We start from the raw sequence: 23133 nt of genomic DNA, 5'->3' as shown, positions 1-23133 counted from the left end.
AGACCCGCTGCTCAAGCAGGTCAAGCCCCGGTGGTCGAGCGTGTCAAAACCCCGGTGGTCGAGCGTGTCGAGACCCCGGTGGGTCATTCCGTGTTCGGGGGTTTTCGGGTGTGGGGGTGTGGGCGCGGTGTTGGTTGGGCCGTCGCCATGTGCCGGTCGGGTCGAACCAGTGCGGTGCTTCACTTGGGCATCCGTTGACCATGCGGATTTTCCACCCGGCGGTGTTGATGGTGTGGTGGTGGTACCAACACAGCAGCACCCCGTTGTCGATGTCGGTGCGGCCGCCGTGTTCCCAGGGGATGACGTGGTGGAGTTCGGTCCATTGGGCCGGACTGGTGCAGCTGGGGACGATGCAGCCGCCGTCTCTGGCGGTGATGGCGCGGCGTTGTAGGGGGCTGAAGCAGCGGGCTTTGTTGCCTAGGGCGAGGACAGCGCCGTTGCCGCCGAAGAACACGGGCCGGATACCACCGTTATCGATCATCTGGTTGATCGTTTTCATCGAGATCGGCCCGTCGATGCCGTCGATCCAGCCGACGCCGATGCCGGCGAGGAGGTCTGCGGCGCTGACGTGCACCATCACCGTCGGTGGCATTCCGCCCATCGTGGGGGTGCGGGGGTCTTGGGCGATCTGGGTGAGGATGCCGCGGAGGATGTCGGCTCGTTTCTCGCCGCCGCTGCGGTCGTCGAGGATCTCTCCGGGCACGAGTTCGCCGGCTTCGATACTCTCCTGTTCGTCGGCGGTGGGGAACCGGGGTGCGGTGCGGGCGGACTGGTAGGTGTTGAAGAGGGTTTGGATGATGCCTTTGAGATCCGGGGTGACTCCGCCGCGGAGGGGGTAGAGGCCGTTGCGGAGCCCGCCGAAGGAGAACGTGGACTTCGCTTCGAGGAGGTCTTCGTTGGGGGCGAGGCCGTCGGGGTTCAATGCTGCTTGCCACTGCAGGGCCATCTCGCGAAGCGCGTCAGCGGGGTAGCTGAACCCGTCCGAGTCCCCCAACCGGGTGATCGGGCTCTCGTCGGTGCTGCGGCCGTAGACGGAGCCGGTGGCCGATTCGACCAAGCCCGCCTCGGCCGCGTCGACGTCGGCGGGGTTCGCGTCGAAGCGACCATGGACCTTGTAGTCGGCCAGGCCCTTCACGATCTCCTCGGCCGCGTCCAGACCGAGTTCCCCGGCGGCCAGGGCAGCGGCGACGGTCGGGAACACGGGGTCAAGGACGGTGCCGCCCATCATGCGTGGGGCGATCTTGTCGCCCAACCGTATCCGCCGTTTCATTTCTTGCCCCGACGCCCCGGTCAACCGGGTCAACAGGTCCGTGTGGTGCGACGCTCCCAACCGCCAGGCCAACGAGTCCCGGCCCAAGCCTGTCCGGGCCCGGTAGTCCACCACGGTCGCGGTTCTCACCCGGGCCAGATCGGTGGGCCGGCCGACCTTCTCGGTCATCTGGGTCAACGCGACCAGTTCCGCGTCGTTGAGCCCGTCGACATCGATCGAGCCCATCACCTCCTGCACCGCCGCGGCGGCCTCGGCCAGGACCTGCAGCTTCTCCCCGAACACACCGGTCTGGGCGCGCTGTACCGCGGGCAGGTGTGCCGGGTCCCGCCACACGGGCTGCGGGGCACCCCGGCGAGGCGGGCGACGCGGCGCGGGTTCTGACTGATCACTGTCGACGCCGTCCGCGCCTGCGACTCGGCGGCGGCGCGCCTGGCTGCTCTTTCGGCGGCTGGGTCGCCTGCTGAGGACGAGGCATCTGGCGTGTCGGTGGCTGCGTTTACGCTCGAGTCAGCGGTGACGTCGAAGGCGACAGGGACCGGTGCTGGACCGGCCAGGGCGGTGTTCCAGTCCTGCGGATTGCCACCGGTGGGAGTGTCTCCCAGCGGTGCGGTGGAGCCGTTTACGAGCTCTTCGTCCATACCCCCATTCTCCCACGAATCAAAGAATATTGTGAGGAAATGTCAAGTTATGCACAGGGAATCTCGAGAATATTGCGCCGGAGTCATTGCAGGTTCATAGGGATGTCTACGGGGATCTCGACAGGCTCGATCAACGACCGGACGCCGTGGACAGCAGGGCGCGGGATCTCGACAGGCTCGATCAACGACCGGGCGGGGTGGACAGGGTGTCGGGGCGACTTCAGGGGCTCAGCACGGCGCGAACCGGCTGAGCCCCTGACAGCACGTGAGACCTCGGCCTGAAAGCCCCGTCCCTGGGGGCCTCGATCTAGAAGCCCAGGCGGCCCAGCTGCTTCGGGTCGCGCTGCCATTCTTTGGCGACCTTCACGCGCAGGGAGAGGAAGACCCGCTTGCCCACGAGAGGTTCGATCTGCTTGCGCGCCCGCATGCCCACGTCCTTGAGCCGGCTGCCGGACTTGCCGATGATGATGCCCTTCTGGCTGTCACGCTCGACGAAGAGGTTGGCGTAGATCTCCACGAGTTCCTGGTCGTCGCGCTCGATGATGTCGTCGATCGTGACGGCGATCGAGTGCGGCAGTTCGTCGGTCACGCCCTCGAGGGCGGCCTCGCGGATGTACTCGGAGATCCGGGACTCAAGGCTCTCGTCTGTCACGGCATCCGCGGGGTACAGCGGTGCATCGCTGAGCGGCAGCAAACGCAGCAGTTCGCTGCTCAGCACATCGAGCTGGATGCGGCTGGTCGCCGAGATCGGCACAATGGCCTCCCAGTCGCGCAGCTGGGAAACGGCGAGGAGCTGGTTGGCGACGCTGGTCTTGGAGGACATGTCGATCTTGGTGACGATGGCCACCTTCTTCGCGCGCGGGAAGTTGTCCAACTGTTCATTGATGAACTTGTCGCCAGGGCCGATCGGCTCGTTCGCCGGGATGCACAGGCCGACCACGTCGACACCGCTGAGCGTGGACTGCACCAGGCTGTTCAACCGCTCGCCGAGCAGCGTGCGTGGGCGGTGGATGCCGGGGGTGTCGACCAGGATCAGCTGGCCGTCCTTCTGGTGCACGATGCCACGGATGGCGCGACGGGTGGTCTGCGGCTTCGACGACGTGATCGCCACCTTCTCCCCCACCAGCGCGTTGGTCAGGGTGGACTTGCCCACGTTGGGGCGCCCGACGAAGGAGACGAACCCCGCTCTGAAGTCAGGTTCTTTTGTCATTGCCGTGTGCTCCTTCTGTGTCCGGCATTCCCAGGAATGCGGACTGTGCGTCTCTCAACGCCTTGTCTGGTTCAACCAGCACTGTGCTGATTCGTTTGCGGCGGCCTTCTGTGCGTTCCGCCGTGAGGATGAGGCCGCTGGTTCTCGCTTCAGACCCGGCGACGGGCAGCCGTCCGAGCACCTTAGCGAGCAGGCCGCCGACGGAATCGACGTCGTCGTCGTCGAGGTCGAGGTCGAAAAGCTCGCCGAGCTCATCGACGGGCAGTCGGGCGCTCACCCGGAAGCGACCTGATCCCAGGTTTTCGATCTCCACGACGTCGCGGTCGTACTCGTCGGAGATGTCGCCCACGAGTTCCTCGATGAGGTCCTCGAGGGTCACCAGGCCGGCGATTCCGCCGTACTCGTCTACGACCATGGCGAGGTGGTTGGATTCGAGCTGCATCTGGCGGAGCAGAGCGTCGGCCTTCTTGGACTCGGGCACGAACTGGGCGGCTTTGGCCAGTTCCCGCACCGTGAGGCTCTCGAGGTTGCGCGGACGCTCGTAGACGAGACGGGAGACATCCCGCAGGTAGAGCACGCCGATGACGTCGTCCACCTCGCCGTCCACGACGGGAACCCGGGAGAAGCCCTTGCTGAGAAAGAGTCCCATGGCGGCACCGACGGTGGCGTCGGCGTCGATGGTGACCATGTCGGTGCGCGGGATCATGACCTCGCGCACGACGGTCTCGCTGAATTCAAAGATCGAGTGGATGAGTTCGCGGTCGTCCTCCTCGATCACGTCCAGCTCGGTGGCCTCATCGACCATGCTGAGCAGCTGGTCCTCCGAGGTGAAGGTGGCGAGCCGGCTGCGTCCCGGGGTGACCCGATTGCCGAGGGCGACGAGGGCGTTGGCCACCGGGCCGAGCAGCACGCGCAAGAAATGAACGAGAACGGCCGTGAGCACAAGCAGGTTTTTCGGATGCGCCCGGCCCACGCTGCGTGGACTGGCTCCAACGAGCACGAACGACACGGCCGTCATCAGCAGGGCCGACAGCAGCAGGGCCAACCAGATCTGTTCGATAGTAGTGGCGAACACCAGGGTGACGAGCACCGCCGCGGTCGTCTCCGCGATGATCCGCACGAAGTTGATGGCGTTCAGGTGTGCGCCGGTGTCGGCGGCGATGGCACGCAGGGACCGCTTGGAGCGTGCGGTGACGGCGAGTTCGGCGATGTCCGCCCGGGACTGGGACGTGACTGCAGCGTCGACAGCGGCCATCAGCCCGCCGAACGCGACGAGCAGGATGGCGGCCGTGAGGAACCACCCGACGATCATCGGGGCCGGCGTCGTTCCTGCATGGAGAAGCCGATCAGGATGTCGCGCTGGATTCCGAACATCTCCTTCTCCTCCTCGGGTTCAGCGTGGTCGAAGCCGAGCAGATGCAGGATGCCGTGCGTGGTGAGGAGCAGCAGTTCGTCGAGGGTGCTGTGGCCGGCGGTTTCCGCCTGACCCTGGGCCACCTGCGGGCAGAGCACGATGTCGCCGAGTAGGCCAGGCGGCGTGATGGCGTCTTCGGTGCCGGGGCGCAGTTCGTCCATCGGGAAGCTGAGGACGTCGGTGGGACCCGGCTCATCCATCCACTGCACGTGGAGTTGCTCCATGGCGCCCTCGTCGACGAGCACGATCGCCAGTTCGGCGTCGGCGTGCACGTGCATGGTGTCCAGCGCGAAGGCGGCGAGCCTCAGGATGGCGGCCTCATCGACCGGGATGGCCGACTCATTGTTGATTTCGATGGTCAACTGGATCTCCGTTTCGGGGTGCGATCGCGCGGGTTCCCCTGGTGCGGAGCGCGGGATGCGAAGTCGCGGGCCTGTTCGCTTTCGTAGCGTTGGGCCTGCTTCTGAGCGTCGTATTCGGTGTAGGCGTCGACGATGCGGCCGACAAGACTGTGCCGCACCACATCCGCGCTGGTCAGGTGCACAAAAGCGATGTCGTCGATTCCGTCGAGCACGGTCGTGACCAGACGGAGTCCGCTGGCGCCGGCGGGCAGGTCCACCTGGGTGATGTCACCGGTGACCACCATCTGGGAACCGAAGCCGAGTCGGGTGAGGAACATCTTCATCTGCTCGGGCGTCGTATTCTGGGCCTCGTCGAGCACGATGAACGCCGAGTTCAGCGTGCGCCCGCGCATATACGCCAGCGGGGCCACCTCGATGGTGCCTGCGGCCAGCAGCTTGGGCACCAGCTCGGGGTCCATCATCTCGAAAAGGGCGTCGTAGAGCGGCCTCAGGTAGGGGTCGATCTTGTCGGTGAGGCTGCCGGGTAGGAACCCGAGCCGCTCCCCCGCCTCGACGGCCGGCCGGGTGAGGATGATGCGGTCGACCTCCTTGCGCTGCAGCGCCTGCACGGCCTTGGCCATGGCGAGGTAGGTCTTGCCGGTTCCGGCTGGTCCGATGCCGAACACGATGGCGTTCTCGTCGATCGCGTTGACGTAGCTGCTCTGGCCGAGGGTCTTGGGGCGCACCGTGAGACCGCGCGACGTGAGGATGGCCTGGCCGAGCACCGTCGAGGGGCTCGAGGTGCTGTCGGCGCCGAGCATGCGCGCGGAGGTGGTGACCTCTCTCTCGCCGAGGTCCGCTCCGGTGCGCAACAACAGTTGGAGCTCCTCGATCAGTCGCACCACGGCATCCGTGGATGCGGCCGGACCGGTGAGGGTGACCTCGTTGCCGCGGACGTGCACTGTGACGTCCGGGTATTCGTTCTCGATGGTGGTGAGGAACCGGTCCTGCGGCCCGAGCAGGCGCACCATGGCGACGCCGTCGACGAGGAGTGTGCGCACCGTGGGCAGTGCGCCGGTTCCGGGAGTCTCCGGGTCAGAGGGCTGCAAGCGTGCCCTCCTCGAGGGTGCCGCCGAGCACATGGGCGTGAACGTGGAAGACGGTCTGGCCGGCCGAGGCGCCGGTGTTGAAGATCAAGCGGTACTCCCCCGCGCAGTGCTCTTCGGCCACCCGTCCGGCCACGGCGACGAGTTCGGCGAGGAGGGCGGGGTCGCCCGCCGCGAGTTCGCCCACGTTGTGGTATTGCTGAGTCTTGGTGGTCACGACCACGTGCACGGGCGCCTGCGGGGCGATGTCGTTGAACGCGATGATGTGGTCGGTTTCCGCGACGATGGTCGCCGGAATCTCGCGCGCGGCAATGCGGCTGAAGATGGAGGGTTCTGCACCGGAGGAGGCCATACGTCTATCTTAAGCGGAACTACCAGCGCCCGAGGGTTGCGTTCAGGATGGCGACGGCGGCGGGGCCCGCCGTGGACGTGCGCAGCACGGTGTCGCCCAGGCGCACCCGGCGGGCGCCGGCCCCCTCGAGGATCTCCAGTTCCGATGCGGCGATCCCGCCCTCCGGGCCGACGACGAGAACGATGTCCCGGTCGTCGGTCGGCGGCGCGATCGCGGTCAGCCGGGTGTCGGCGGTGGGCTCGAGCAGCAGCATCCGGCTGGTGGTGGCGAGCTGTGCGAGCTGCTTGGTGCTGGTCAGCGCGGACACCTCGGGCAGCCAGGGCCGGATCGACTGCTTGCTGGCCTCACGCACGATGGCGGCCCAGCGGGCCTGCCCCTTTTGCACCTTGACACCCTCCCAGCGCACCACGGACCGCGAGGCCGCCCACGGATGACCCCGTCGATACCGAGTTCGGTGGCCGCCTGCACCGCGAGTTCGTCGCGGTCGCCCTTGGCCAGCGCCTGCACGAGCAGGATGCGCGGCGTGGCCGGCGGGCTGTGCCTCACGGAGTCGACCCGCACGACAAGCTCGGCCGGCTGGGCGGAGACCACGGTGACCCCCAGCATCAGCCCGGCGCCGTCACCCAGCAGCAGGGTCTCGCCCGGACGCACCCGGCTGACCGTGACGGCGTGCTTGGCCTCGGCGCCGGTGAGGCTCACGGTGGCCCCCACCTGCGTGGCGGAGGGGCCTGGGCGAGAGTCTCGGAAAGGAAGAAATGCGCCATCGCTAGCGGGCACCCCTACCCGAGGAACCGGTCGCGGAGCTTCGCGAACAGGCCCTGCTGGAAGTGGCTGAGTGCCGGAGCTGCCACCTTGTGCCTGGCCGCGAAGGCCTCGATGAGTTCGCGTTCCTTGTGGTCGAGCTTGGTGGGGGTGAGCACCTGCACGCCGACCCGCAGGTCGCCGCGGCCGTTGCCACGCAGGCGGGTGATGCCGCGGTCCTTGACCGTGAGGATCTCGCCGGCCTGGACGCCCGGGCGGAGTTCGACCTCGATGTCACCGTCGAGGGCCTTGACCGTTGCGGTCGCACCCAGGATGGCGTCGGTCATCGGCACCTCGAGGGTGCAGAGCAGGTCGTCGCCGTCGCGGCTGAAGACGTCGTGGTGCCGCACCTTCATCTCGAGATAGAGGTCGCCGTTGGGGCCTCCGGCCGGTCCGGCCTCTCCGCTGCCGGGCATCTGCAGGCGCAGACCCGTGTCGACGCCGGCGGGGATGTCCACCGGAACGGTGCGGCGGGCGCGCACGCGGCCCTGGCCCTGGCAGGTGACGCAGGGTGTGGCGATGATGGTGCCGTAGCCACGGCAGGAGCCGCAGGGGCTGGAGGTCATCACGTTGCCGAGCAGGGAGCGCACAGCGCGCTGGATGCTTCCGGTGCCGTGGCAGATGTCGCAGGTGACCGGGGACGTGCCGGGCTGGCAGCAGCTGCCGTTGCAGGTGGCGCAGACGATCGCGGTGTCCACCTCGATGTCGCGGTGGGTGCCGAAGATGACCTCGTCCAGGTCGAGCTCGACCCGGATGAGGGCGTCCTGCCCACGTTCCCGACGCGACCGGGGGCCGCGGCTGCCGCCGCCTCCCCCGCCGAAGAAGGTCTCGAAGATGTCGCCGAAGTTGCCCGCGTCGAATCCGCCGCCCTGGCCGGAGTTGCCCGAGCCGCCGCGGTCGTAGTTCTGGCGCTGCTTGGGGTCCGAGAGTACGTCGTAGGCGTGGGTGATGGTCTTGAACCGCTCGGATGCTTCGGCGCCCGGGTTCACATCGGGGTGCAACTGGCGGGCGAGGCGCCGGTATGCCTTCTTGATCTCGTCGGTGGTGGCATCGCGCGCGACGCCGAGTGCTTCGTAATGGTCAGCCAAAGCTGGCTCTCCTCGGGTTCTGGGGGTGAAAAGTGTCGGTGGGAAGGTGTGGGGGCGGCTAGTTCTCGCCGAGCAGGCGCGAGAGGTACCGGGCGACGGCGCGCACCGCCGCCATGTTGTTGGAGTAGTCCATCCGGGTCGGACCGAGCACGCCCAGCCGGGCGGCATCGCCGTGGGAGGTGTAGCCGCTCGTGAGCACGGACGTCTCCCCCAGGCCGAACGGCGCGTTCTCCCGGCCGATGCTCACCGAGACGCCGTGCTGGTCGGTGGCCATCTCGCCGAACAGGCGCAACAGCACCACCTGCTCTTCGATGGCCTCGAGAACCGGGTAGATGCTGCCGCTGAAGTCGTCCTCAGTGCGCACCAGGTTCGCAGCACCGGCCATTACCAGGCGGTCCTGCCGGTTGGCGCCCACCTGGTCCCGCAGGGTGCCGGTGATGAGGTCGATCAGGTCCTGCAGCTCGGGCGGGCCCAGACCGGTCGGCCCGGTCAGTGCGGCGGCGGCCTCGCTCATGCTCAGGCCGCCGACCACGGCGTTGAGACGGGTGCGGAGTTCGGCCAGGGCAGTCTCGTCCAGCGCGCGGGTCAACTCCACCACGCGCTGTTCGACTCGGCCGGAGTCCGTGATCAGAACCGACAGCACCCGGGTGTCACTGAGCGGCACGAGTTCGATGTGGCGCACGGTGGCGCGCGACAACGACGGGTATTGCACAAGGGCCACCTGATGGGTCAGCTGCGAGAGCAGCCGCACGCTCCGCGCGAGCACCTCGTCCAGGTCGGCGGACTGGCCGAGGAAGACCTCGATGGCCTGACGCTGGGCGACGGTGAGCGGACGCAGGTCGGCGAGGTGGTCGACGAAGAGGCGGTAACCCTTGTCGGTGGGAATGCGCCCGGACGAGGTGTGCGGAGCAATGATGAGCTCCTCCTCCTCGAGCAAGGCCATATCGTTGCGGATGGTGGCCGCCGAGACGCCGAAGGCGTGCCTGTCGACGATGGACTTGGAGCCGACGGGTTCACGGGAGGCCACGTAGTCCTGCACGATGACGCGGAGCACCTCGAGACTACGATCCGACACCATTCCGATCGCCTCCCTCATGCCCGCTCGCGCCGCCAGCTGGCTGGCACTCTCATTGTTTGACTGCTAATCATATCGCGGGTGGGCCGCATACCCATTGCTCCCCGACGATTTTGCGCAGTAGCGTGGGCTCAAGCACGTCCACGCACCGCTCACCGAAGGACACCGTCATGAGTTAACCCACCGGTCAGGGACCATCGAACAGGCCGTCGTCAGGGCCTCCGCTCTCCCCGGAGCAGGACAGACAGTGGGCGTCACTGGCGCACCTGGGCGGCATCCTCTCGTTCCCGCCTTCCCTGATCATCTGGCTGGTCTTCAAGGACCGGGGCCCGTTCACCAATGAACAGGGCAAGGAGGCCCTGAACTTCCAGATCACCCTGCTCATCGGCTACGTGGCCCTCAATGTGCTTTCCACGGTTCTCAGCCTGGTCACGTTCGGCCTCCTGTCCGGGCTCTTCTCGCTCGGCTGGGTGTTGTGGCTGGTCGGATCGATCTTCTCGGTGCTCGGTTACCTGAGCGCCCGCGACGGCCGTCCGTACCGCTACCCCTTCTCTATCCGTCTGATCAGCTAGTTTGCAGGCTCCCGGTTGGGGTGAGCGGCGCTATTCTGGTGTGAGCGGCGCCCGACGCCGCCCCGCACCGCCGGGAGTCACGAAGGAGATCCCATGTCAGAGGCCACGCCTCCCCCCGCAGCCCCGTACCAGGCACAGAGTCAGCTGAGCCCGGCCGACGAGAAGCTCTGGGCGACCCTGATCCACATCGGCGGAATCCTGTTCAGCTTCCTGCCGGCGCTGATCGGCTACATCGTGCTCAAGGACCGCGGCCCGTTCATCCGGGCGCACACCGCAACGGCGCTGAACTTCCAGATCACCCTGGCCATCGCCGGGTTCGTCGGAGGCATCCTCACCGTCATCGGCATCGGCTTCCTGATCCTGGCCGCGGTGTGGATCCTCAACATCGTCTTCAGCATCATGGCCGCCATCGCAGCCAACAAGGGCGAGTGGTACACCTACCCGCTCACCATCAAGTTCCTCAACTAACCCCTTTCCCCCTCGCGAACTGTGAGGTAAGCACCCAAAACGCGCGCGTTCTGGGGCTTAACTCACGGTTCGCGGGTGGGGAGGGCTGGGGTTCAGTCGGTGAGGAGACGGCGCACCACGGCGTCGGCCAGGAGCCGCCCGCGCAGGGTCAGTTCGACGGTGCCGCCGATCGCTGCCCGCGCATCGATGAGTTCGTCATTGATCAGGCCGGCCACCTCTCGGCGCCCCGCCGTCGTCAACGTCGCCACGGGGATGCCCTCGCGGATGCGGGTGAGCAACAGCACCCGCTCCAGCTCGCGGGTGTCATCGTCGAGAGTCTCTCGCCCGGCCGCCGGGGAGTGCCCGGCGAGGATCCGGTCGGCGTATGCCGCCGGGTGCTTGACGTTCCACCAGCGCACCCCGCCGATGTGGCTGTGCGCTCCGGGACCCACACCCCACCAGTCGGCGCTCCTCCAGTAGGAGAGGTTGTGCCGGGAGCGGTGCTGCGTGCCCCGTGACCAGTTGCTGACCTCGTACCAGCCGTAGCCGGCCTCGGCCAGGAGCCGGTCGGCCAACTCGTAGAAGTCGGCCTGCAGGTCCTCGTCGGGCTGCACGAGCTCGCCGCGGCGGATCTGCCTGGCCAGCTTGGTGCCGTCTTCGACGATGAGCGAGTAGGCGCTGATGTGGTCGGGGTTCTGTCCGATCGCGTGCTCGAGGCTGGCCCGCCAGTTCTCGATGGTCTCCCCCGGGGTGCCGTAGATGAGGTCGAGGCTCACGTCCAGGCCGGCCTCCCTGGCCCACTGCACGACGAGCGGAACCCGCTCGGGGTCGTGCGTGCGCTCGAGGGTGGCGAGCACGCTCGGCACGGCCGACTGCATGCCGAAGGACACCCGGGTGAACCCGGCGGCCTTGAGCTGGAGCAGGTAGGCGAGGTCGACAGAGTCCGGGTTCGCCTCGGTGGTGATCTCGGCGCCGGGCACGATGCCGAAGGTGTCCCGCACGGCGTGCAACATCCGCACCAGGTGGTCGGCGGGCAACAGGGTGGGTGTGCCGCCGCCGAAGAAGACCGTGGCAGCTGGCCGGGGAGCGATGTGCGACGCGGCCAGGATGCGGGCGGCGGACTCGACCTCGAGCACGGCCTGGCTGGCATAGTCGCTCTGCTTCACCCCGCGCAGTTCGGTGGCGGTATAGGTGTTGAAGTCGCAATACCCGCAGCGCACCTTGCAGAACGGCACGTGCAGGTAGACCCCGAAGTCGCGTTCGTCCGCGCCGACACCGGCCGAGGCCGGCAACAGTCCGTCGAGTGGTGCGGGGTCGCCGACCGGATGCGGTCCAGCCATCCGGTCAGGCCATCCCGACGGGGTGCAGGGCGCGGAGGTAGCGGCGTGTGTAGCGTTCCTGTTGGAAGCGCAGGACCGGCCAGGCCAGGCGGTAGTACCAGGTGCTCGGCCGGGAGAACGAGCGGATCGTGAGCCAGACGGAATCGTCAGGGCGGCGGTCGACGATGAACGCTTCCTCGCCGTTCTGCGGGTGGCCGCGCATGGTGCCGTAGGCGAAACCGATCTTGTCGGCCTCATCGATGACGTAGACCACGCGCACCGGTGCGGCGACCGTGAATGGGCCGTTCGGGATCTTGAGTACTCCGGTCATGCCGTTGCTGATGAAGGGGGTGCCGTCCTCGGCGAAGGTCGCCTCGTTCACCGGGTGTTCCTGGTTGGGAGCCGGGGTTCCGTCGTCGGTGAAGACGATGCCGGTGTACTGCACGCCGGTGCCGGCGTCCAGGTCGGTGACCTCGATGCCGCTGCCGCGCTGGATGCCCCAGGTCATCAGCGACGTGGTCGCCGCACGGAAGCGTTCCTCGCCGCTGCCCAGGCGCACAGTGCGCTCGAGCGGCCGGTGCCCCTTGGGTGGGTAGCGCATCAGGTCGGACGCGAGGGTGCCGCCGATGGCGGCATACGTCACAGCGGCGTCGGTGAAGGTCGAACGTCGCATGACGGTTACTTCTTTCCTTCTTGGGCGGTTCGTCGCCGGAGAGCGCAGCGATGAACGCCTCCTGCGGCACCTCGACCCGGCCGACCATCTTCATGCGCTTCTTGCCTTCCTTCTGCTTTTCGAGCAGCTTGCGCTTGCGGGAGATGTCACCGCCGTAGCACTTGGCCAGCACGTCCTTGCGGATAGCACTGATCGATTCGCGAGCGATGATGCGGGCGCCGATGGCGGCCTGGATGGGCACGTCGAACTGCTGGCGCGGAATGAGCTTGCGGAGGCGCCCGGTCATGAGGACGCCGTAGTCGTAGGCCTTGTCGCGGTGCACGATGGCGCTGAACGCGTCGACCTGTTCGCCCTGGAGCAGGATGTCGACCTTGACCAGGTCGGCCTCCTGCGAGCCGATGGGCTCGTAGTCCAACGACGCGTAGCCGGCGGTCTTGCTCTTGAGCTGGTCGAAGAAGTCGAACACGATCTCGCCCAGCGGCATCGTGTAACGGATCTCAACCCGGTCCTCACCGAGGTACTCCATGCCGAGCAGGGTACCGCGGCGGCCCTGGCAGAGCTCCATGATCACGCCGACGTAATCCTTGGGTGCGAGGATCGCGGCCTTGACGATGGGCTCTTCGACGACGGCGATCTTGCCGTTCGGGAACTCGCTGGGGTTGGTGACCGTGACGGTCTTCTTGTCGTCGGTGGTGACCTCGTAGATCACGCTGGGCGCGGTGGTGATCAGGTCGAGGTTGAACTCCCGGTCGATGCGCTCGGTGATGATCTCGAGGTGCAGCAGGCCCAGGAAGCCACAACGGAAGCCGAAGCCGAGCGCGACGGAGGTCTCAGGTTCGTAGACCAGCGACGCATCCGAGAGCTTGAGCTTGTCGAGAGCTTCGCGGAGGGCCGGGTAGTCGCTGCCGTCGATCGGGTACAGGCCGGAGAACACCATGGGCTTGGGCTCGGTGTAGCCGGGCAGCGCCTCGGTGGCCGGCTTGGCCGCTGTCGTGACCGTGTCGCCGACCTTGGACTGGCGCACGTCCTTCACGCCCGTGATCAGGTAGCCCACCTCGCCGACGCCCAGGCCCTTGCTCGGCGTGGGTTCGGGGCTGGTGACGCCGATCTCGAGGATGTCGTGGGTGGCGCGCGTCGACATCATCTGGATCTTCTCGCGGGGGCTCAGGTGCCCGTCGATCATGCGCACATAGGTGACGACGCCGCGGTAGCTGTCGTAGACCGAGTCGAAGATCATCGCGCGGGCCGGTGCGTTCGCATCGCCGACCGGGGCCGGGATCAGCGAGGTGGCCCGGTCGAGCAGCTCGGACACGCCCACGCCGGTTTTGCCGGAGACCCGCAGCACGTCGTCGGGGCTGCCGCCGATGAGGCTGGCGAGCTCCTTGGCGTATTTGTCGGGGTCGGCGGCCGGCAGGTCGATCTTGTTCAGCACCGGGATGATGGTGAGGTCGTTCTCCAGCGCCAGGTACAGGTTCGCCAGGGTCTGGGCTTCGATGCCCTGTGCGGCGTCGACGAGCAGGATGGCGCCCTCGCAGGCGGCCAGGCTGCGGGAGACCTCGTAGGTGAAGTCGACGTGGCCAGGGGTGTCGATCATGTTCAGCGCGTAGGTCGCACCGTCCATCTCCCACGGCATACGCACGGCCTGGCTCTTGATGGTGATGCCGCGTTCGCGTTCGATGTCCATGCGGTCCAGATATTGGGCGCGCATGGAACGGTCGTCGACGACGCCGGTGATCTGCAGCATCCGGTCGGCCAGCGTGGACTTGCCGTGGTCGATGTGCGCGATGATGCAGAAGTTACGGATGAACGCGGGGGCGGTTGCGGCCGGTTCCAGCGCCTTGAGAGCTCTCGGTGACATGATGGCCCAATTCTCCCATGCCCCGCAGCATCGGGGTGACCTGCCACGGCCAGGCTCGCTCATCCATTCGACGGATGCCGGGCGCGCACGCCCTGATTATGCTGGCATCACCATGTCCAGCATCGCCGTGCGCGCCACCCCGACCCCTCGGGACCCCACCCCGCCCACCAGCATCGGCGACGGCCTGCCGCATTCCGCCCTGACCCCGGTCTTCTCGGGGCTGCGGATCGGCCTGCACGTGCTGATCGTGGTGCTGACGGGGCTGGTGATCGTTCTCACCCTGTGGGACGCGGCCCCGGATGCGGCTCTCATCGTGGCGTTGGCCCTCGTGTTCCTCGCCAGCTACGCCGGCGGTGGCCGCCTGGCCCGGACCCGGCCGCGCGGCTGGGTCGTGCCGGTCTGGATGGCGTTGCTGCTGGTCGAGTGGCTCGCGCTGACCCTGTTGACCGAGGATGCCGCCTTCATCGTCTTCCCCCTGTTCTTCCTCCAGTTGCACGTGCTGCCCCTCAGGGCGGGCATTCCGCTGGTGCTGCTGAGCGTGTTCCTGACGATCTGGTCGATGAGCCTGCACGTGGGCCTGAGCCTGGGCGCGACCCTGGGGCCGATCGTGGCCGCGGGAGTGGCCGTCGCGGTCGGGCTGGGCTACCGGGCGCTGCTGCGGGAGGCCGGCGAACGACAGACTCTCATCGACGACCTGCTGGCCACCCGGGCCGAACTCGCCGCCACCGCCAGGGATGCCGGCACCCTCGCCGAACGGCAGCGCCTGGCCCGGGAGATCCACGACACTGTCGCGCAGGGACTCTCGAGCATCCAACTGTTGTTGCACGCTGCCGAGCGCACCGTCACCGACCCGGCCGCCCTCGACCACCTGCGACTGGCCAGGGACACGGCGGCGGCGAATCTGCAGGAGACCCGCCGGTTCATCCGCGAACTCACCCCTCCGGCCCTGGACGCCCAGACTCTGCCCGGCGCCCTGGCCAGGCTCGCGGCTGCGATTCAGCGCCCGACGCCCACCGGCGGACGCGCCACCCGGGTGAGCCTGCACGTCACCGGGGACGCCGTCGCCCTGCCGATGTCGTTGGAAACCACCCTGCTGCGCATCGCTCAGGGGTCGCTGGCCAACGTCGCCCAGCACGCCGATGCCGGTCGGGCCGAGATCACGCTGAGCTACATGACCGACGAGGTGACCCTGGACATCGTCGATGACGGCCGGGGCTTCACTCTCACCGATGCGGCCGCCCAGAGCCCTGACTCGTTCGGGCTGGTCGCCATCAGGCAACGGGTGGAGCAACTCGGCGGCAGCTTCGTGCTCGAGTCCGCGCCCGGTCAGGGCACTGCCGTGGCCGTAACCTTCCCGACCGGGCAGGTGGCGGCATGATCCGGGTGCTGCTCGCGGACGACCACCCCGTGGTGCGGGCTGGCCTGCGGGCCCTGCTCGGCGCGGAGCCCGACCTGGTCGTGGACCTCGAGGCCGGCACGGCCGAGGAGGCGGTGACACTGGCGGCCTCCGGACGGGTCGATGTCGTGCTCATGGACCTGCAGTTCGGCGGGGCAGCGCCCGGCGCCCCAACGCAGACGGGAACCATGCAGGGGGCCGAGGCCACCCGGCGGGTGCGCGCGGTTCCCGGCGCCCCGCACGTGTTGATACTGACGAATTACGACACGGATGCCGACATCCTCGGTGCCATCGAGGCCGGCGCCAGCGGCTACCTGCTCAAGGACGCCCCGCCGGCCGAGCTCATCGCGGCCGTGCGCGCGGCTGCGGCCGGCCAGAGCGCCCTCGCGCCGGCCATCGTGACCCGCCTGGCCGACCGCTCCAGGGTTCCGGAGAGCCGGCTCTCCCCGCGCGAGGTCGAGGTGCTCGGGCTCGTCGCCGCCGGCCGGTCCAACCGGCAGATCGGGCAGGACCTGTTCCTCAGCGAGGCCACCGTGAAGTCCCACCTGGTGCACATCTTCGGCAAGCTCGGGGTGGGTTCGCGTACCTCAGCGGTGGCCAGCGCCCGGGCGTCCGGAACCATCAGGGGAGCCTGACGTGCCGGTCCCGGTCGTGTTGGTGCACGGCATCCGCACGTCGGCCAGCATGTGGCGGCACCAGTGCGAGATGCTGGCCGCGGCCGGCCACCCGGTGCTCGCCATCGACCTGCCCGGGCACGGGTCGAGGCTGGGCGAGGAGTTCACCGTGGCCGGGGCCCTTGCTGCCATCGATGCCGGCGTCGACGCTCTCGGCGGCCAGGTCGTGCTCGTGGGCCTCTCGCTCGGCGGGTATTACGCCACCGCCTATGCCGCCCGGCACCCGGACCGGGTGCTCGCCCTCGTGGCCGTGGGGTCGGCGTTCGAACCCGGTGGGCCCGGCCTGGCCGGCTACAGGCTGCTCGCCCGGCTGATCCACCGGCTGCCCGACCGCGGACTCCGGTTGCACACGTTCCTGGTACGACGGATGCTCCCGCCAGCCGGCGCCGCCGATGCCCTCGCCGGCGGCGTGGCCCTGGAGGTCATGGACGCGGGGTTGCGGGAGACGGGGACGCTGACGCCGCTGACCGATCTGAGGGCCTATCCGGGCCGGGTCTGGCTGGTCAACGGGGCATGGGACCATTTCAGGCTGCACCAGAAACGCTTCCTGCACGCGAGTCGGCACGGCACCCTCGTGACGGTTCCCGGTGCCGGCCACCTGGTGAGCCTGCACCGCCCGCTCCGGTTCGATAGAGTGCTCGGACGGATCCTGGCCGAGGTGGACGCACACCCAGGACGAGATCAGCCGGATTCGGTGCATGGTCGGCCCGGATAGCTGGTATCGTTGCCTGTTGGCTTGCGTGTTGGGTCCCACCCCACACGATTTTCGCCGCACGGTGCCCTCTATCACCGGGCGGCCCATCCGAACAAGAATCTAACGAAAGCGTAAAAAACGTGGCAAACATCAAGTCGCAGATCAAGCGGATCCTCACGAACAAGAAGTCGCAGGAGCGCAACAAGGCGGTCAAGAGCGAGTTCAAGACGGCCATCCGGGCTACCCGCCTCGCCGTCGCCGCCGGCGACAAGGACAAGGCTGTCGCCAGCCTCGCCGTTGCTTCCAAGAAGCTCGACAAGGCCGTCAGCAAGGGCGTCATCCACCAGAACCAGGCAGCGAACAAGAAGTCCGCTATCGCCAAGTCGGTCAACGCGCTCTAGCTCGGCCTTCGGCGTTCTCTGACGAGGCGCCACACAGAGCAACCCCCGCCCCTGGCGGGGGTTTTCTGCGTGTGCGGCCGCACCCGTCCGCCCCTTTCCGGCGCGGCCCGCCGACGCTATGGTGTCGACGTGACGAGCGAACAGGCCACCGGGGCCACGAGTTCTCCCGGACAGACCAGCGGGGGTCAGCCGAGCGCGGCCCAGCCCACTTCCGGTGAGCCCGGCACCGGTGAACCCCGTGCCAGTGTGCCCAATACCGGTGGGCCCGGTTTCGGCGAGCCCGGTGCCGGCGGCCCGGCATCGGCCTCGACACCGGCTACCCCCGGGTCCTCGCCCTGGCGTCACCAAGCCGGACTGCTCGGCGCCGCGTTCGCCGTTGCCGCTGCGGTGATCGCGGCCGGGCTCCGATTCGCACCACAAGTCTCCGCGTACGCCGGGCTGAGCCCCTGGGTCTTCGCCGGCCTCCTGGGCTTCGTGCTCGTGCTGGCCGGGGCCTGCGTGCTCTTCGCGGCATCACTTCCGAACGCGCCCTCCTCCGGGCACGCCCACGACGAGAACCGGATGCCGGCCGGCCGCGGCCTCACCATCCTCGGCGCTGTGCTCGGGCTGGTCGGGCTGGCCCTGGCCGCCCTGGCGGTTCTTCTCGCCGTGGTGCTGCCCGCGCCCACCCAGCGGATCATGGTGCAGTTCACCGATCTGTACGGCCGCGTGCAACTCGAGTACTGTCCGACCCTGCCCGGATCGTTCGAGGCGACGGCGTCGCAGGCTGATCTGGTCGGCTCGTCCACGATTCTTCCGGTCAAGGTCAGCGGCGCGACCTGCGGCGACCCGGAGTACACGGACGGCGTCTGGATCTACCTGAACCGTGACTCGGTCACGGTGTCCGACCGTCCCTAGTCACCGCGTTTGGCGATGACCGTCACGAGGCGTTCGAGCGCGAAGACCGGGTCACGGCCGGCGCCCTTGACCGCGGCATCCGTCTCGGCGAGCATCACGATGCACCGGGCCAGGCCCTCGTCCGACCAGCCGCGGAGGTCGCGCTGGGCGCGCTCCACCTGCCACGGTGCCAGGCTCAGGCTGGCCGCCAGCTGAGCGGAGCCCCCGCGGGCGCCGAAGACCTTGGCCATGGTGCGGATCTTGCTCGCGAACGCGGCAACGATCGGAACCGGGTCCGCCCCGGACGACAGCGCGTGCCTGAGGGTCACGAGCGCCTCACCCAACCGGCCGGCGATCGCGGAATCAGCCACCTTGAACGCGTTGGTCTCGACCCGGCCGCCGTAGTAGCGGTCCACCGTGGTCTCGGTCACCTCGGCGCCGGTATCCGCGATGAGCTGCTGGCAAGCGGCCGACAGTTCGGCGAGGTCGTCGGAGAAGGCGGCCACGAGGGAACGCAGGGCGCTCGGTGTGACGCGCTTCCCGGCGGCCCGGAACTCCGCTGTCGCGAAGTCGTGCTTGTCGGAGTCCTTCTTCAGTTCGGCGCAGACCACCTCGACGGCGCCGCCCACTCCGCTGCGAATGGTGTCGAGCAGCTTCTTGCCGCGGACTCCCCCGCCGTGGCGCAGCACGACATAGGTGTCATCGGCCGGGTTCTGCAGGTAGTCGATGGCTTCGGTGAGGAAGGTGTCGCTGCACTTCTCCACCGAGCTGACCCGGATCATCCGCGGTTCACCGAAGAGCGACGGGCTGGCCAAGGTGAGCAGCTCGCCGGGGGCGTAGCTGTCGGCCTGGATGTCGCTGACCTCCAGGCTGGGATCCTCCAGCTTGAGGAAGTCCCGCAACGAGCGGATGGCGCGGTCGGCCAGGAACGTCTCGGTGCCGGACACCAGCACCACGGGCGCCGGTCGCACCTGATGCCAGGCAAGCTGGGGAATCTTCGCAGCACTCGCCTTCGCGGCCGGCTTGCCGGTTCGTGCCTGTGCGGTTGTTCGTGCGGCCACGCGGCTCCCTTCGCTACCGCTCCAGCCTAACCGGAGCCCCCGACGCTCCCGACCCTGGTGGTGCCCGCCCGGGTGCCACCGACCCGCTCGGTCCAGACCTTCAGCGCCGCACCGTGCGCCTCTCGCGGCGCCGACTCCTCCACGCTGGTCTGGCCGACGACGGGCGCCCGTGCGGTGGGGGCGAGAACGGCCAACCCGTCCTGGTCGGTGCGCACCACCGCCGTGCCGGTCGAGGCGAGCACGTCCAGCAGCGACCGGGTCGGATGCCCGTAGCCGTTGTCGGCGCCCACCGAGACCAACCCGACCGACGCCCGCAGCTGAGCGTACAGCGCGGCGCTCTGGTCGCGGGAACCGTGGTGGGCCACCTTCACCACGTCGACCTGCCCGATCGGCCCGCGGCGAGGAGGGCGTCCTGGGCCTCCTCGTTGAGGTCGCCGAGGAACACCGACCGGATGCCGGCTCCGTCGAAGAGGATCGTGACGCTTCCCGGGTTGCCTGTCTGCATGAGCGGGGAGCCCCGGATCGGCCAGAGAATGTGCCAGGCGAGGCCGCCGAGGGTGCCGCTGTCTCCTCGCGCCGCCTCCCGCACTTCTGCCCCGCCCTCGGCCAGCCGGGAGTGCAGCGAGGCGTCGTCGGCGTTCTCCGGCACCCCCACCAGGGCGGTTCCCACCCGGCCGATCACCGCATCCAGCCCGCCGACATGGTCCAGGTCGTAGTGTGTGAGCACGAGCAGGTCAACGGTGTCGACCCCCAGGGTGTCCAGGCAGTGTGTCAGCAGCGCCGGGTCCGGACCGACATCGACCAACGCCACCCGTTCGCCGTCGCGCACCACAACCGCGTCGCCCTGGCCGATGTCTTCCGTGTCAAGTCCGTTCGTGTTGCGGGAAGCCCTATAACGAGTTTCGCTGGCCTCGTTTTGGCTAGTCCGAATGACACCTCCGGACCCGGCTGATGTCGCTTGAACCGCCGCCAACCCTCGATCGGCAGGAAGCGCTCGCGAGACTCGACCGGTTCAAGGAAAGGGTCGGCGCTTGGGATGGGATCCTGCGGGAGTCTCAACGGTTGAACGCCACCCCCGGGACGACCTTGCTGCTGTTCGGCGCGCGCTGGCTGTATGGGACCATGACCTAGGTGACACTTCAGGGGCCTTGCCCGAGAGGTCCTCACTCGTCTGGGTGTCAGCCCCCTTTAGTCGCCAATTGAACGAACTAGTCCGTGGAACGAGCAAGCAATCGCATAGGACGAGGGAGAAACCCGCAATGCCCAATTACGCAAGCAACTTAGCTCGGTACTGCTCCTTCCGTCCGCGCAGCATCTCAAGAACATAGCTGCGCCTGTTCTGCATTGTGGCCTCTGCGCGGTATGGGACCGGACCGGGTGGCGCCGACTCCAGTTCTTTTGCAAGTCGTTCAGTCGCGAGATCGAGATCGACAAGTTCGCCCACGAGCTTTGCGTCAAAACCGCTGATGACTCCGACAGCGCCGGGAACTCCGTGAGGAACGGCTGAACTTACGAGCTTGGCCAGTACATCCAGGACCGACCATCGATTCGACGTAATGCTGGTCTCAATGTAAGAGCGGACTGCATCCCGATCGGCCGTTCCCCACCTCCAGATTGTTATCCAAATATCAGAAGGCATATTGGCGAGGCTCCCAGCGAATCCGTCGAGAGCATTCCGCGAGATTTGGGCGAGGAGTGGCATCAGCTCTGATCCGCGAAGGTGCCACCGTTCGACGTCGTCCGACGTGCCTACCTCAACATTGGCCATCAGTGCAATCGCCTCGACGGTCAGCGACGTGCCTGGAACTGTCCCGGCGACCTGCTGCACGACGGATTTTGCCTGCAATGATGACGTTTCGACCAGCATGCGGGCAAAAAACTGCTCGACCTGATCTCGGGAGGAGAAGAAGCCATGAGAGTCCTCGGGTAGTTGCGAGTACAGGCTCCCTAGCCAAAGTGCAATTCGTTCTGCAGGCTCCTCCCCAGGGGGACGCTCTTGATCGACTTTTCGAATCGTGCGTCCGGTCTGGGCAAGCAACTGGGAATCTAGTCGATCTGTTTCTGTGGACTGGACAGACGAGATGATGTCTCGCACAGCTTTGGACACGACGAAGTCGGCGATGTCGTCGCTCGGGATGCCGAAAAGGAAGTAGCGGTCGAAGTACTCAGCGTTGGCCACGCGGCGTCCTGCTGGAATGTGGAGCTCACGAAGGGTCCTTCCATCACGCGCGAGCTTCACAGCAGGGAAAAGCTCGGCGAGCACTTCGAGCAGACTCTCCCGATTCACTTGGCTGATCTGAGCCCCGCCCAATAGATTCGTTAGCTGCTCGGTACGCAGCTTCAAACTTGACTTGTCGTTTGCAGGAGCAGTCCCACTCCCGACTAGGAACTCTCGATCTCGTTGTAACCGTCCGTACACTGATGGCTCCAATGTTCGAATCCAAGTCAGCAGTGCAAAATCCACCCAGTCCACTTCATCAGCCACAGACGGAAGAAAAGCTTCAATTTGGCCGAGGTATCGTCTGATTGCTCTCGGTGTATCGAGTCGCCTCCCGAGCGCGGAGATGAAGATCGGGCGGACTCGATTCTCGTCTTGCCGGGTGGAGACAATCCCGTTGCGTTCCAACAGGGAGTTCATTCCGGCGCTAAAGATATTCTCGGACTGCTCCATTCTCATTGGGGGGATATCAAATCGGATTTGGACAATCTTCTCGAGGTAATCCATGGCGCGACCGTCGTTCTTCGAACCAACGAGTTCGGTGCTTTCAATCAGGTCCGCCAGGGTGCGTTCGTCGTAACACAGCAGGTAGTAGACGTTCGGAAGGCGTCCGATAAACCGCACAAGTTTGAAGACTTCGAGCAACTCGTTTGACGTCAAACGATCCAGGTCATCGAGAATCATCAGAATGGGCCGGTCTAGCTTCAAGAGCGCCTTCGCAGCCTCCTCCCTAATCTTGGACGGGGTGCTTTTCAACGCGTCGAATGCCCCATCGGCCACGTCCTTAATTCCGGGGGCGAACAGGGAGGCGAGCCCAGCCAACGGCGTCACGACCGTCCTAAGTCCGTCTAGGCGCGCTTGAGCATCGTCCCATTTCTCGTCTTTGGGTAACGCGTCGCGAAGCTCAGAAAAAAACCCCCGGTGAAGCGAAGCGGCGTCGGAGTGCATCCAGGGATTGAAAGTCGAGACAACCCATGCGGGTGGCCAAACGCCTTTGCCGTGTGACCGCCCCTCAAGCTCGGACGATAGCAAATTGAGGATAGTTGTCTTTCCCGACCCCCATGGCCCAATTAGTCCGAATACTGACGAGCCGCCGGGCGTACGGGCCCGATCCATGACATTGGTGACTGCGGAAACGAAGATTCGCCGATCAAGAAAATCGCCAACAATAGGCGGAGTCGCGATTCCGGGATCGTCTGAGAGCCACGACTCCGGATTGGTGCCTGGATTAGATGCAGTGCCGGCTGGGTCAGTCATTTCATCAGTCTTTCGTACTCGATCGCATCCGGCCGCCAATGATGCTGTTGAACCAGGCGCATTCCACGTCTGAATTGGTCCCATCAGGGATGAGGAACGTGCATCAGCCGATTCGGAGCGCAAAGAGTTCGTGGATTCGTCGGGTAGGACCCGGGGCAGATTGAATCAAGCCGCGACTTGACGTTCCGCGGCTAGGCCGCCTGCTGAGCCAGGAGCTTTGGCGCGGATCCCCAAAAGGGGCCCAGTCCACCCAAAATCAACGCTAATCAACAATTCCAAAGGTTTGGCGAGTAGCGCTTGGTGGTAGCGGTAGTCCGGCGAGTTGGTATGTGCTGTCTCAGCTCTGTGTTTACGACCTGTCTCACGACGTTGTTGTCACCATGTCTCAGCAC

At 66.8% G+C, this 23133-nt stretch carries 21 protein-coding genes and 2 pseudogenes; 7 read left to right on the top strand and 16 right to left on the bottom strand.

Annotated features, from left to right (window positions below; genetic code table 11):
• Positions 1-43: 43 nt before the first annotated feature.
• From KY500_RS06365 to hrcA, 9 genes and pseudogenes are all read right to left on the bottom strand, one after another.
• On the bottom strand, positions 44-1603 hold the full coding sequence (locus KY500_RS06365; protein ID WP_219902801.1) for an HNH endonuclease signature motif containing protein: 1560 nt from the start codon (positions 1601-1603) through the stop codon (positions 44-46).
• A gap of 612 nt (positions 1604-2215) precedes the next feature.
• Positions 2216-3118 carry a GTPase Era gene (era, locus tag KY500_RS06360; RefSeq protein WP_219902800.1) on the bottom strand — a complete coding sequence of 301 codons (903 nt, stop codon included), beginning with the start codon at positions 3116-3118 and terminating at the stop codon, positions 2216-2218.
• A complete protein-coding gene (locus tag KY500_RS06355; RefSeq protein ID WP_219902799.1) occupies positions 3102-4430 on the bottom strand; it encodes a hemolysin family protein in 1329 nt (442 codons plus the stop codon). Before KY500_RS06355 ends, era begins: the two co-directional genes overlap by 17 nt.
• Positions 4427-4894, bottom strand: a complete 468-nt coding sequence (gene ybeY / locus KY500_RS06350; protein WP_219902798.1) for an rRNA maturation RNase YbeY — start codon at positions 4892-4894, stop codon at positions 4427-4429. The genes KY500_RS06355 and ybeY overlap by 4 nt, the downstream gene beginning before the upstream one ends.
• A complete protein-coding gene (locus KY500_RS06345) occupies positions 4891-6015 on the bottom strand; it encodes a PhoH family protein (RefSeq protein ID WP_219902797.1) in 1125 nt (374 codons plus the stop codon). The genes ybeY and KY500_RS06345 overlap by 4 nt, the downstream gene beginning before the upstream one ends.
• Positions 5969-6331: an HIT domain-containing protein gene (locus tag KY500_RS06340; protein WP_219902796.1), complete on the bottom strand. Its 363-nt coding sequence runs from the start codon at positions 6329-6331 to the stop codon at positions 5969-5971. Before KY500_RS06340 ends, KY500_RS06345 begins: the two co-directional genes overlap by 47 nt.
• Positions 6332-6350: 19 nt before the next feature.
• Positions 6351-7042, bottom strand: a pseudogene (locus tag KY500_RS06335) (16S rRNA (uracil(1498)-N(3))-methyltransferase).
• Positions 7043-7110: 68 nt separating this feature from the next.
• The gene (dnaJ, locus tag KY500_RS06330) at positions 7111-8220 is read right to left on the bottom strand and encodes a molecular chaperone DnaJ (RefSeq protein ID WP_120337066.1); all 1110 of its coding nucleotides are present in this window, start codon (positions 8218-8220) and stop codon (positions 7111-7113) included.
• Between the two features lie 58 nt (positions 8221-8278).
• Positions 8279-9298, bottom strand: coding sequence for a heat-inducible transcriptional repressor HrcA (gene hrcA, locus KY500_RS06325; RefSeq protein ID WP_219902795.1), 1020 nt, complete (start codon positions 9296-9298; stop codon positions 8279-8281).
• Between the two features lie 254 nt (positions 9299-9552).
• Here hrcA and KY500_RS06320 point away from each other — a divergent pair, with 254 nt between their 5' ends.
• Both KY500_RS06320 and KY500_RS06315 read left to right on the top strand, forming a co-directional pair.
• The gene (locus KY500_RS06320; RefSeq protein ID WP_219903323.1) at positions 9553-9867 is read left to right on the top strand and encodes a DUF4870 domain-containing protein; all 315 of its coding nucleotides are present in this window, start codon (positions 9553-9555) and stop codon (positions 9865-9867) included.
• Positions 9868-9960: 93 nt separating this feature from the next.
• Positions 9961-10335, top strand: coding sequence for a DUF4870 domain-containing protein (locus KY500_RS06315; protein WP_219902794.1), 375 nt, complete (start codon positions 9961-9963; stop codon positions 10333-10335).
• Positions 10336-10427: 92 nt separating this feature from the next.
• Here KY500_RS06315 and hemW read toward each other — a convergent pair whose 3' ends face one another.
• From hemW to lepA, 3 genes and pseudogenes are all read right to left on the bottom strand, one after another.
• Positions 10428-11654: a radical SAM family heme chaperone HemW gene (gene hemW, locus KY500_RS06310; RefSeq protein ID WP_219902793.1), complete on the bottom strand. Its 1227-nt coding sequence runs from the start codon at positions 11652-11654 to the stop codon at positions 10428-10430.
• A 4-nt stretch (positions 11655-11658) separates the two neighbouring features.
• Positions 11659-12234: a DUF1990 family protein gene (locus KY500_RS06305; protein ID WP_255579846.1), complete on the bottom strand. Its 576-nt coding sequence runs from the start codon at positions 12232-12234 to the stop codon at positions 11659-11661.
• A 91-nt stretch (positions 12235-12325) separates the two neighbouring features.
• Positions 12326-14164 (bottom strand): annotated as a pseudogene (lepA, locus tag KY500_RS06300) (translation elongation factor 4); the annotation flags it as partial.
• 112 nt (positions 14165-14276) lie between these two features.
• Here lepA and KY500_RS06295 point away from each other — a divergent pair.
• The 5 genes from KY500_RS06295 (at position 14277) to KY500_RS06275 (ending at position 18226) form a co-directional block, all read left to right on the top strand.
• Positions 14277-15542, top strand: a complete 1266-nt coding sequence (locus KY500_RS06295) for a sensor histidine kinase (protein ID WP_370626900.1) — start codon at positions 14277-14279, stop codon at positions 15540-15542.
• On the top strand, positions 15539-16195 hold the full coding sequence (locus tag KY500_RS06290) for a response regulator transcription factor (RefSeq protein WP_219902792.1): 657 nt from the start codon (positions 15539-15541) through the stop codon (positions 16193-16195). Before KY500_RS06295 ends, KY500_RS06290 begins: the two co-directional genes overlap by 4 nt.
• A gap of 1 nt (position 16196) precedes the next feature.
• A complete protein-coding gene (locus KY500_RS06285) occupies positions 16197-16949 on the top strand; it encodes an alpha/beta fold hydrolase (protein ID WP_255579845.1) in 753 nt (250 codons plus the stop codon).
• Between the two features lie 119 nt (positions 16950-17068).
• Positions 17069-17329: a 30S ribosomal protein S20 gene (gene rpsT, locus KY500_RS06280; protein WP_066595159.1), complete on the top strand. Its 261-nt coding sequence runs from the start codon at positions 17069-17071 to the stop codon at positions 17327-17329.
• Between the two features lie 129 nt (positions 17330-17458).
• On the top strand, positions 17459-18226 hold the full coding sequence (locus KY500_RS06275) for a hypothetical protein (RefSeq protein ID WP_219902791.1): 768 nt from the start codon (positions 17459-17461) through the stop codon (positions 18224-18226).
• Here the strand turns inward: KY500_RS06275 and holA are convergent.
• From holA to KY500_RS06255, 4 genes are all read right to left on the bottom strand, one after another.
• Complete coding sequence (gene holA / locus KY500_RS06270; RefSeq protein ID WP_084020889.1) at positions 18223-19266, bottom strand: DNA polymerase III subunit delta; 1044 nt, start codon at positions 19264-19266, stop codon at positions 18223-18225. The genes KY500_RS06275 and holA overlap by 4 nt on opposite strands.
• A gap of 26 nt (positions 19267-19292) precedes the next feature.
• Positions 19293-19637, bottom strand: a complete 345-nt coding sequence (locus KY500_RS06265) for a hypothetical protein (RefSeq protein ID WP_219902790.1) — start codon at positions 19635-19637, stop codon at positions 19293-19295.
• Positions 19634-20239 carry a ComEC/Rec2 family competence protein gene (locus KY500_RS06260; RefSeq protein ID WP_255579844.1) on the bottom strand — a complete coding sequence of 202 codons (606 nt, stop codon included), beginning with the start codon at positions 20237-20239 and terminating at the stop codon, positions 19634-19636. Before KY500_RS06260 ends, KY500_RS06265 begins: the two co-directional genes overlap by 4 nt.
• 294 nt (positions 20240-20533) lie before the next feature.
• Positions 20534-22741, bottom strand: coding sequence for a P-loop NTPase fold protein (locus tag KY500_RS06255; RefSeq protein ID WP_219902788.1), 2208 nt, complete (start codon positions 22739-22741; stop codon positions 20534-20536).
• Between the last annotated feature and the right edge of the window lie 392 nt (positions 22742-23133).

Origin of the sequence: Cryobacterium sp. PAMC25264 (assembly GCF_019443325.1) — a bacterium.
Lineage (GTDB): Bacteria > Actinomycetota > Actinomycetes > Actinomycetales > Microbacteriaceae > Cryobacterium.
The sequence above is the reverse complement of the archived record's forward strand: the minus strand, read 5'-3'. Positions and strand labels throughout refer to the sequence as shown.

Excerpts from the sequence above, each read along its gene's own strand:
- KY500_RS06290 (WP_219902792.1), top strand. The coding sequence starts at position 15,539 with ATGATCCGGGTGCTGCTCGCGGACGACCACCCCGTGGTGCGGGCTGGC.
- hrcA (WP_219902795.1), bottom strand. The coding sequence starts at position 9,298 with ATGGTGTCGGATCGTAGTCTCGAGGTGCTCCGCGTCATCGTGCAGGAC.
- KY500_RS06305 (WP_255579846.1), bottom strand. The coding sequence starts at position 12,234 with ATGCGCTACCCACCCAAGGGGCACCGGCCGCTCGAGCGCACTGTGCGC.
- hemW (WP_219902793.1), bottom strand. The coding sequence starts at position 11,654 with ATGGCTGGACCGCATCCGGTCGGCGACCCCGCACCACTCGACGGACTG.
- KY500_RS06255 (WP_219902788.1), bottom strand. The coding sequence starts at position 22,741 with ATGACTGACCCAGCCGGCACTGCATCTAATCCAGGCACCAATCCGGAG.
- KY500_RS06355 (WP_219902799.1), bottom strand. The coding sequence starts at position 4,430 with ATGATCGTCGGGTGGTTCCTCACGGCCGCCATCCTGCTCGTCGCGTTC.
- KY500_RS06345 (WP_219902797.1), bottom strand. The coding sequence starts at position 6,015 with ATGTGCTCGGCGGCACCCTCGAGGAGGGCACGCTTGCAGCCCTCTGAC.
- era (WP_219902800.1), bottom strand. The coding sequence starts at position 3,118 with ATGACAAAAGAACCTGACTTCAGAGCGGGGTTCGTCTCCTTCGTCGGG.
- KY500_RS06295 (WP_370626900.1), top strand. The coding sequence starts at position 14,277 with ATGTCCAGCATCGCCGTGCGCGCCACCCCGACCCCTCGGGACCCCACC.
- KY500_RS06315 (WP_219902794.1), top strand. The coding sequence starts at position 9,961 with ATGTCAGAGGCCACGCCTCCCCCCGCAGCCCCGTACCAGGCACAGAGT.
- KY500_RS06340 (WP_219902796.1), bottom strand. The coding sequence starts at position 6,331 with ATGGCCTCCTCCGGTGCAGAACCCTCCATCTTCAGCCGCATTGCCGCG.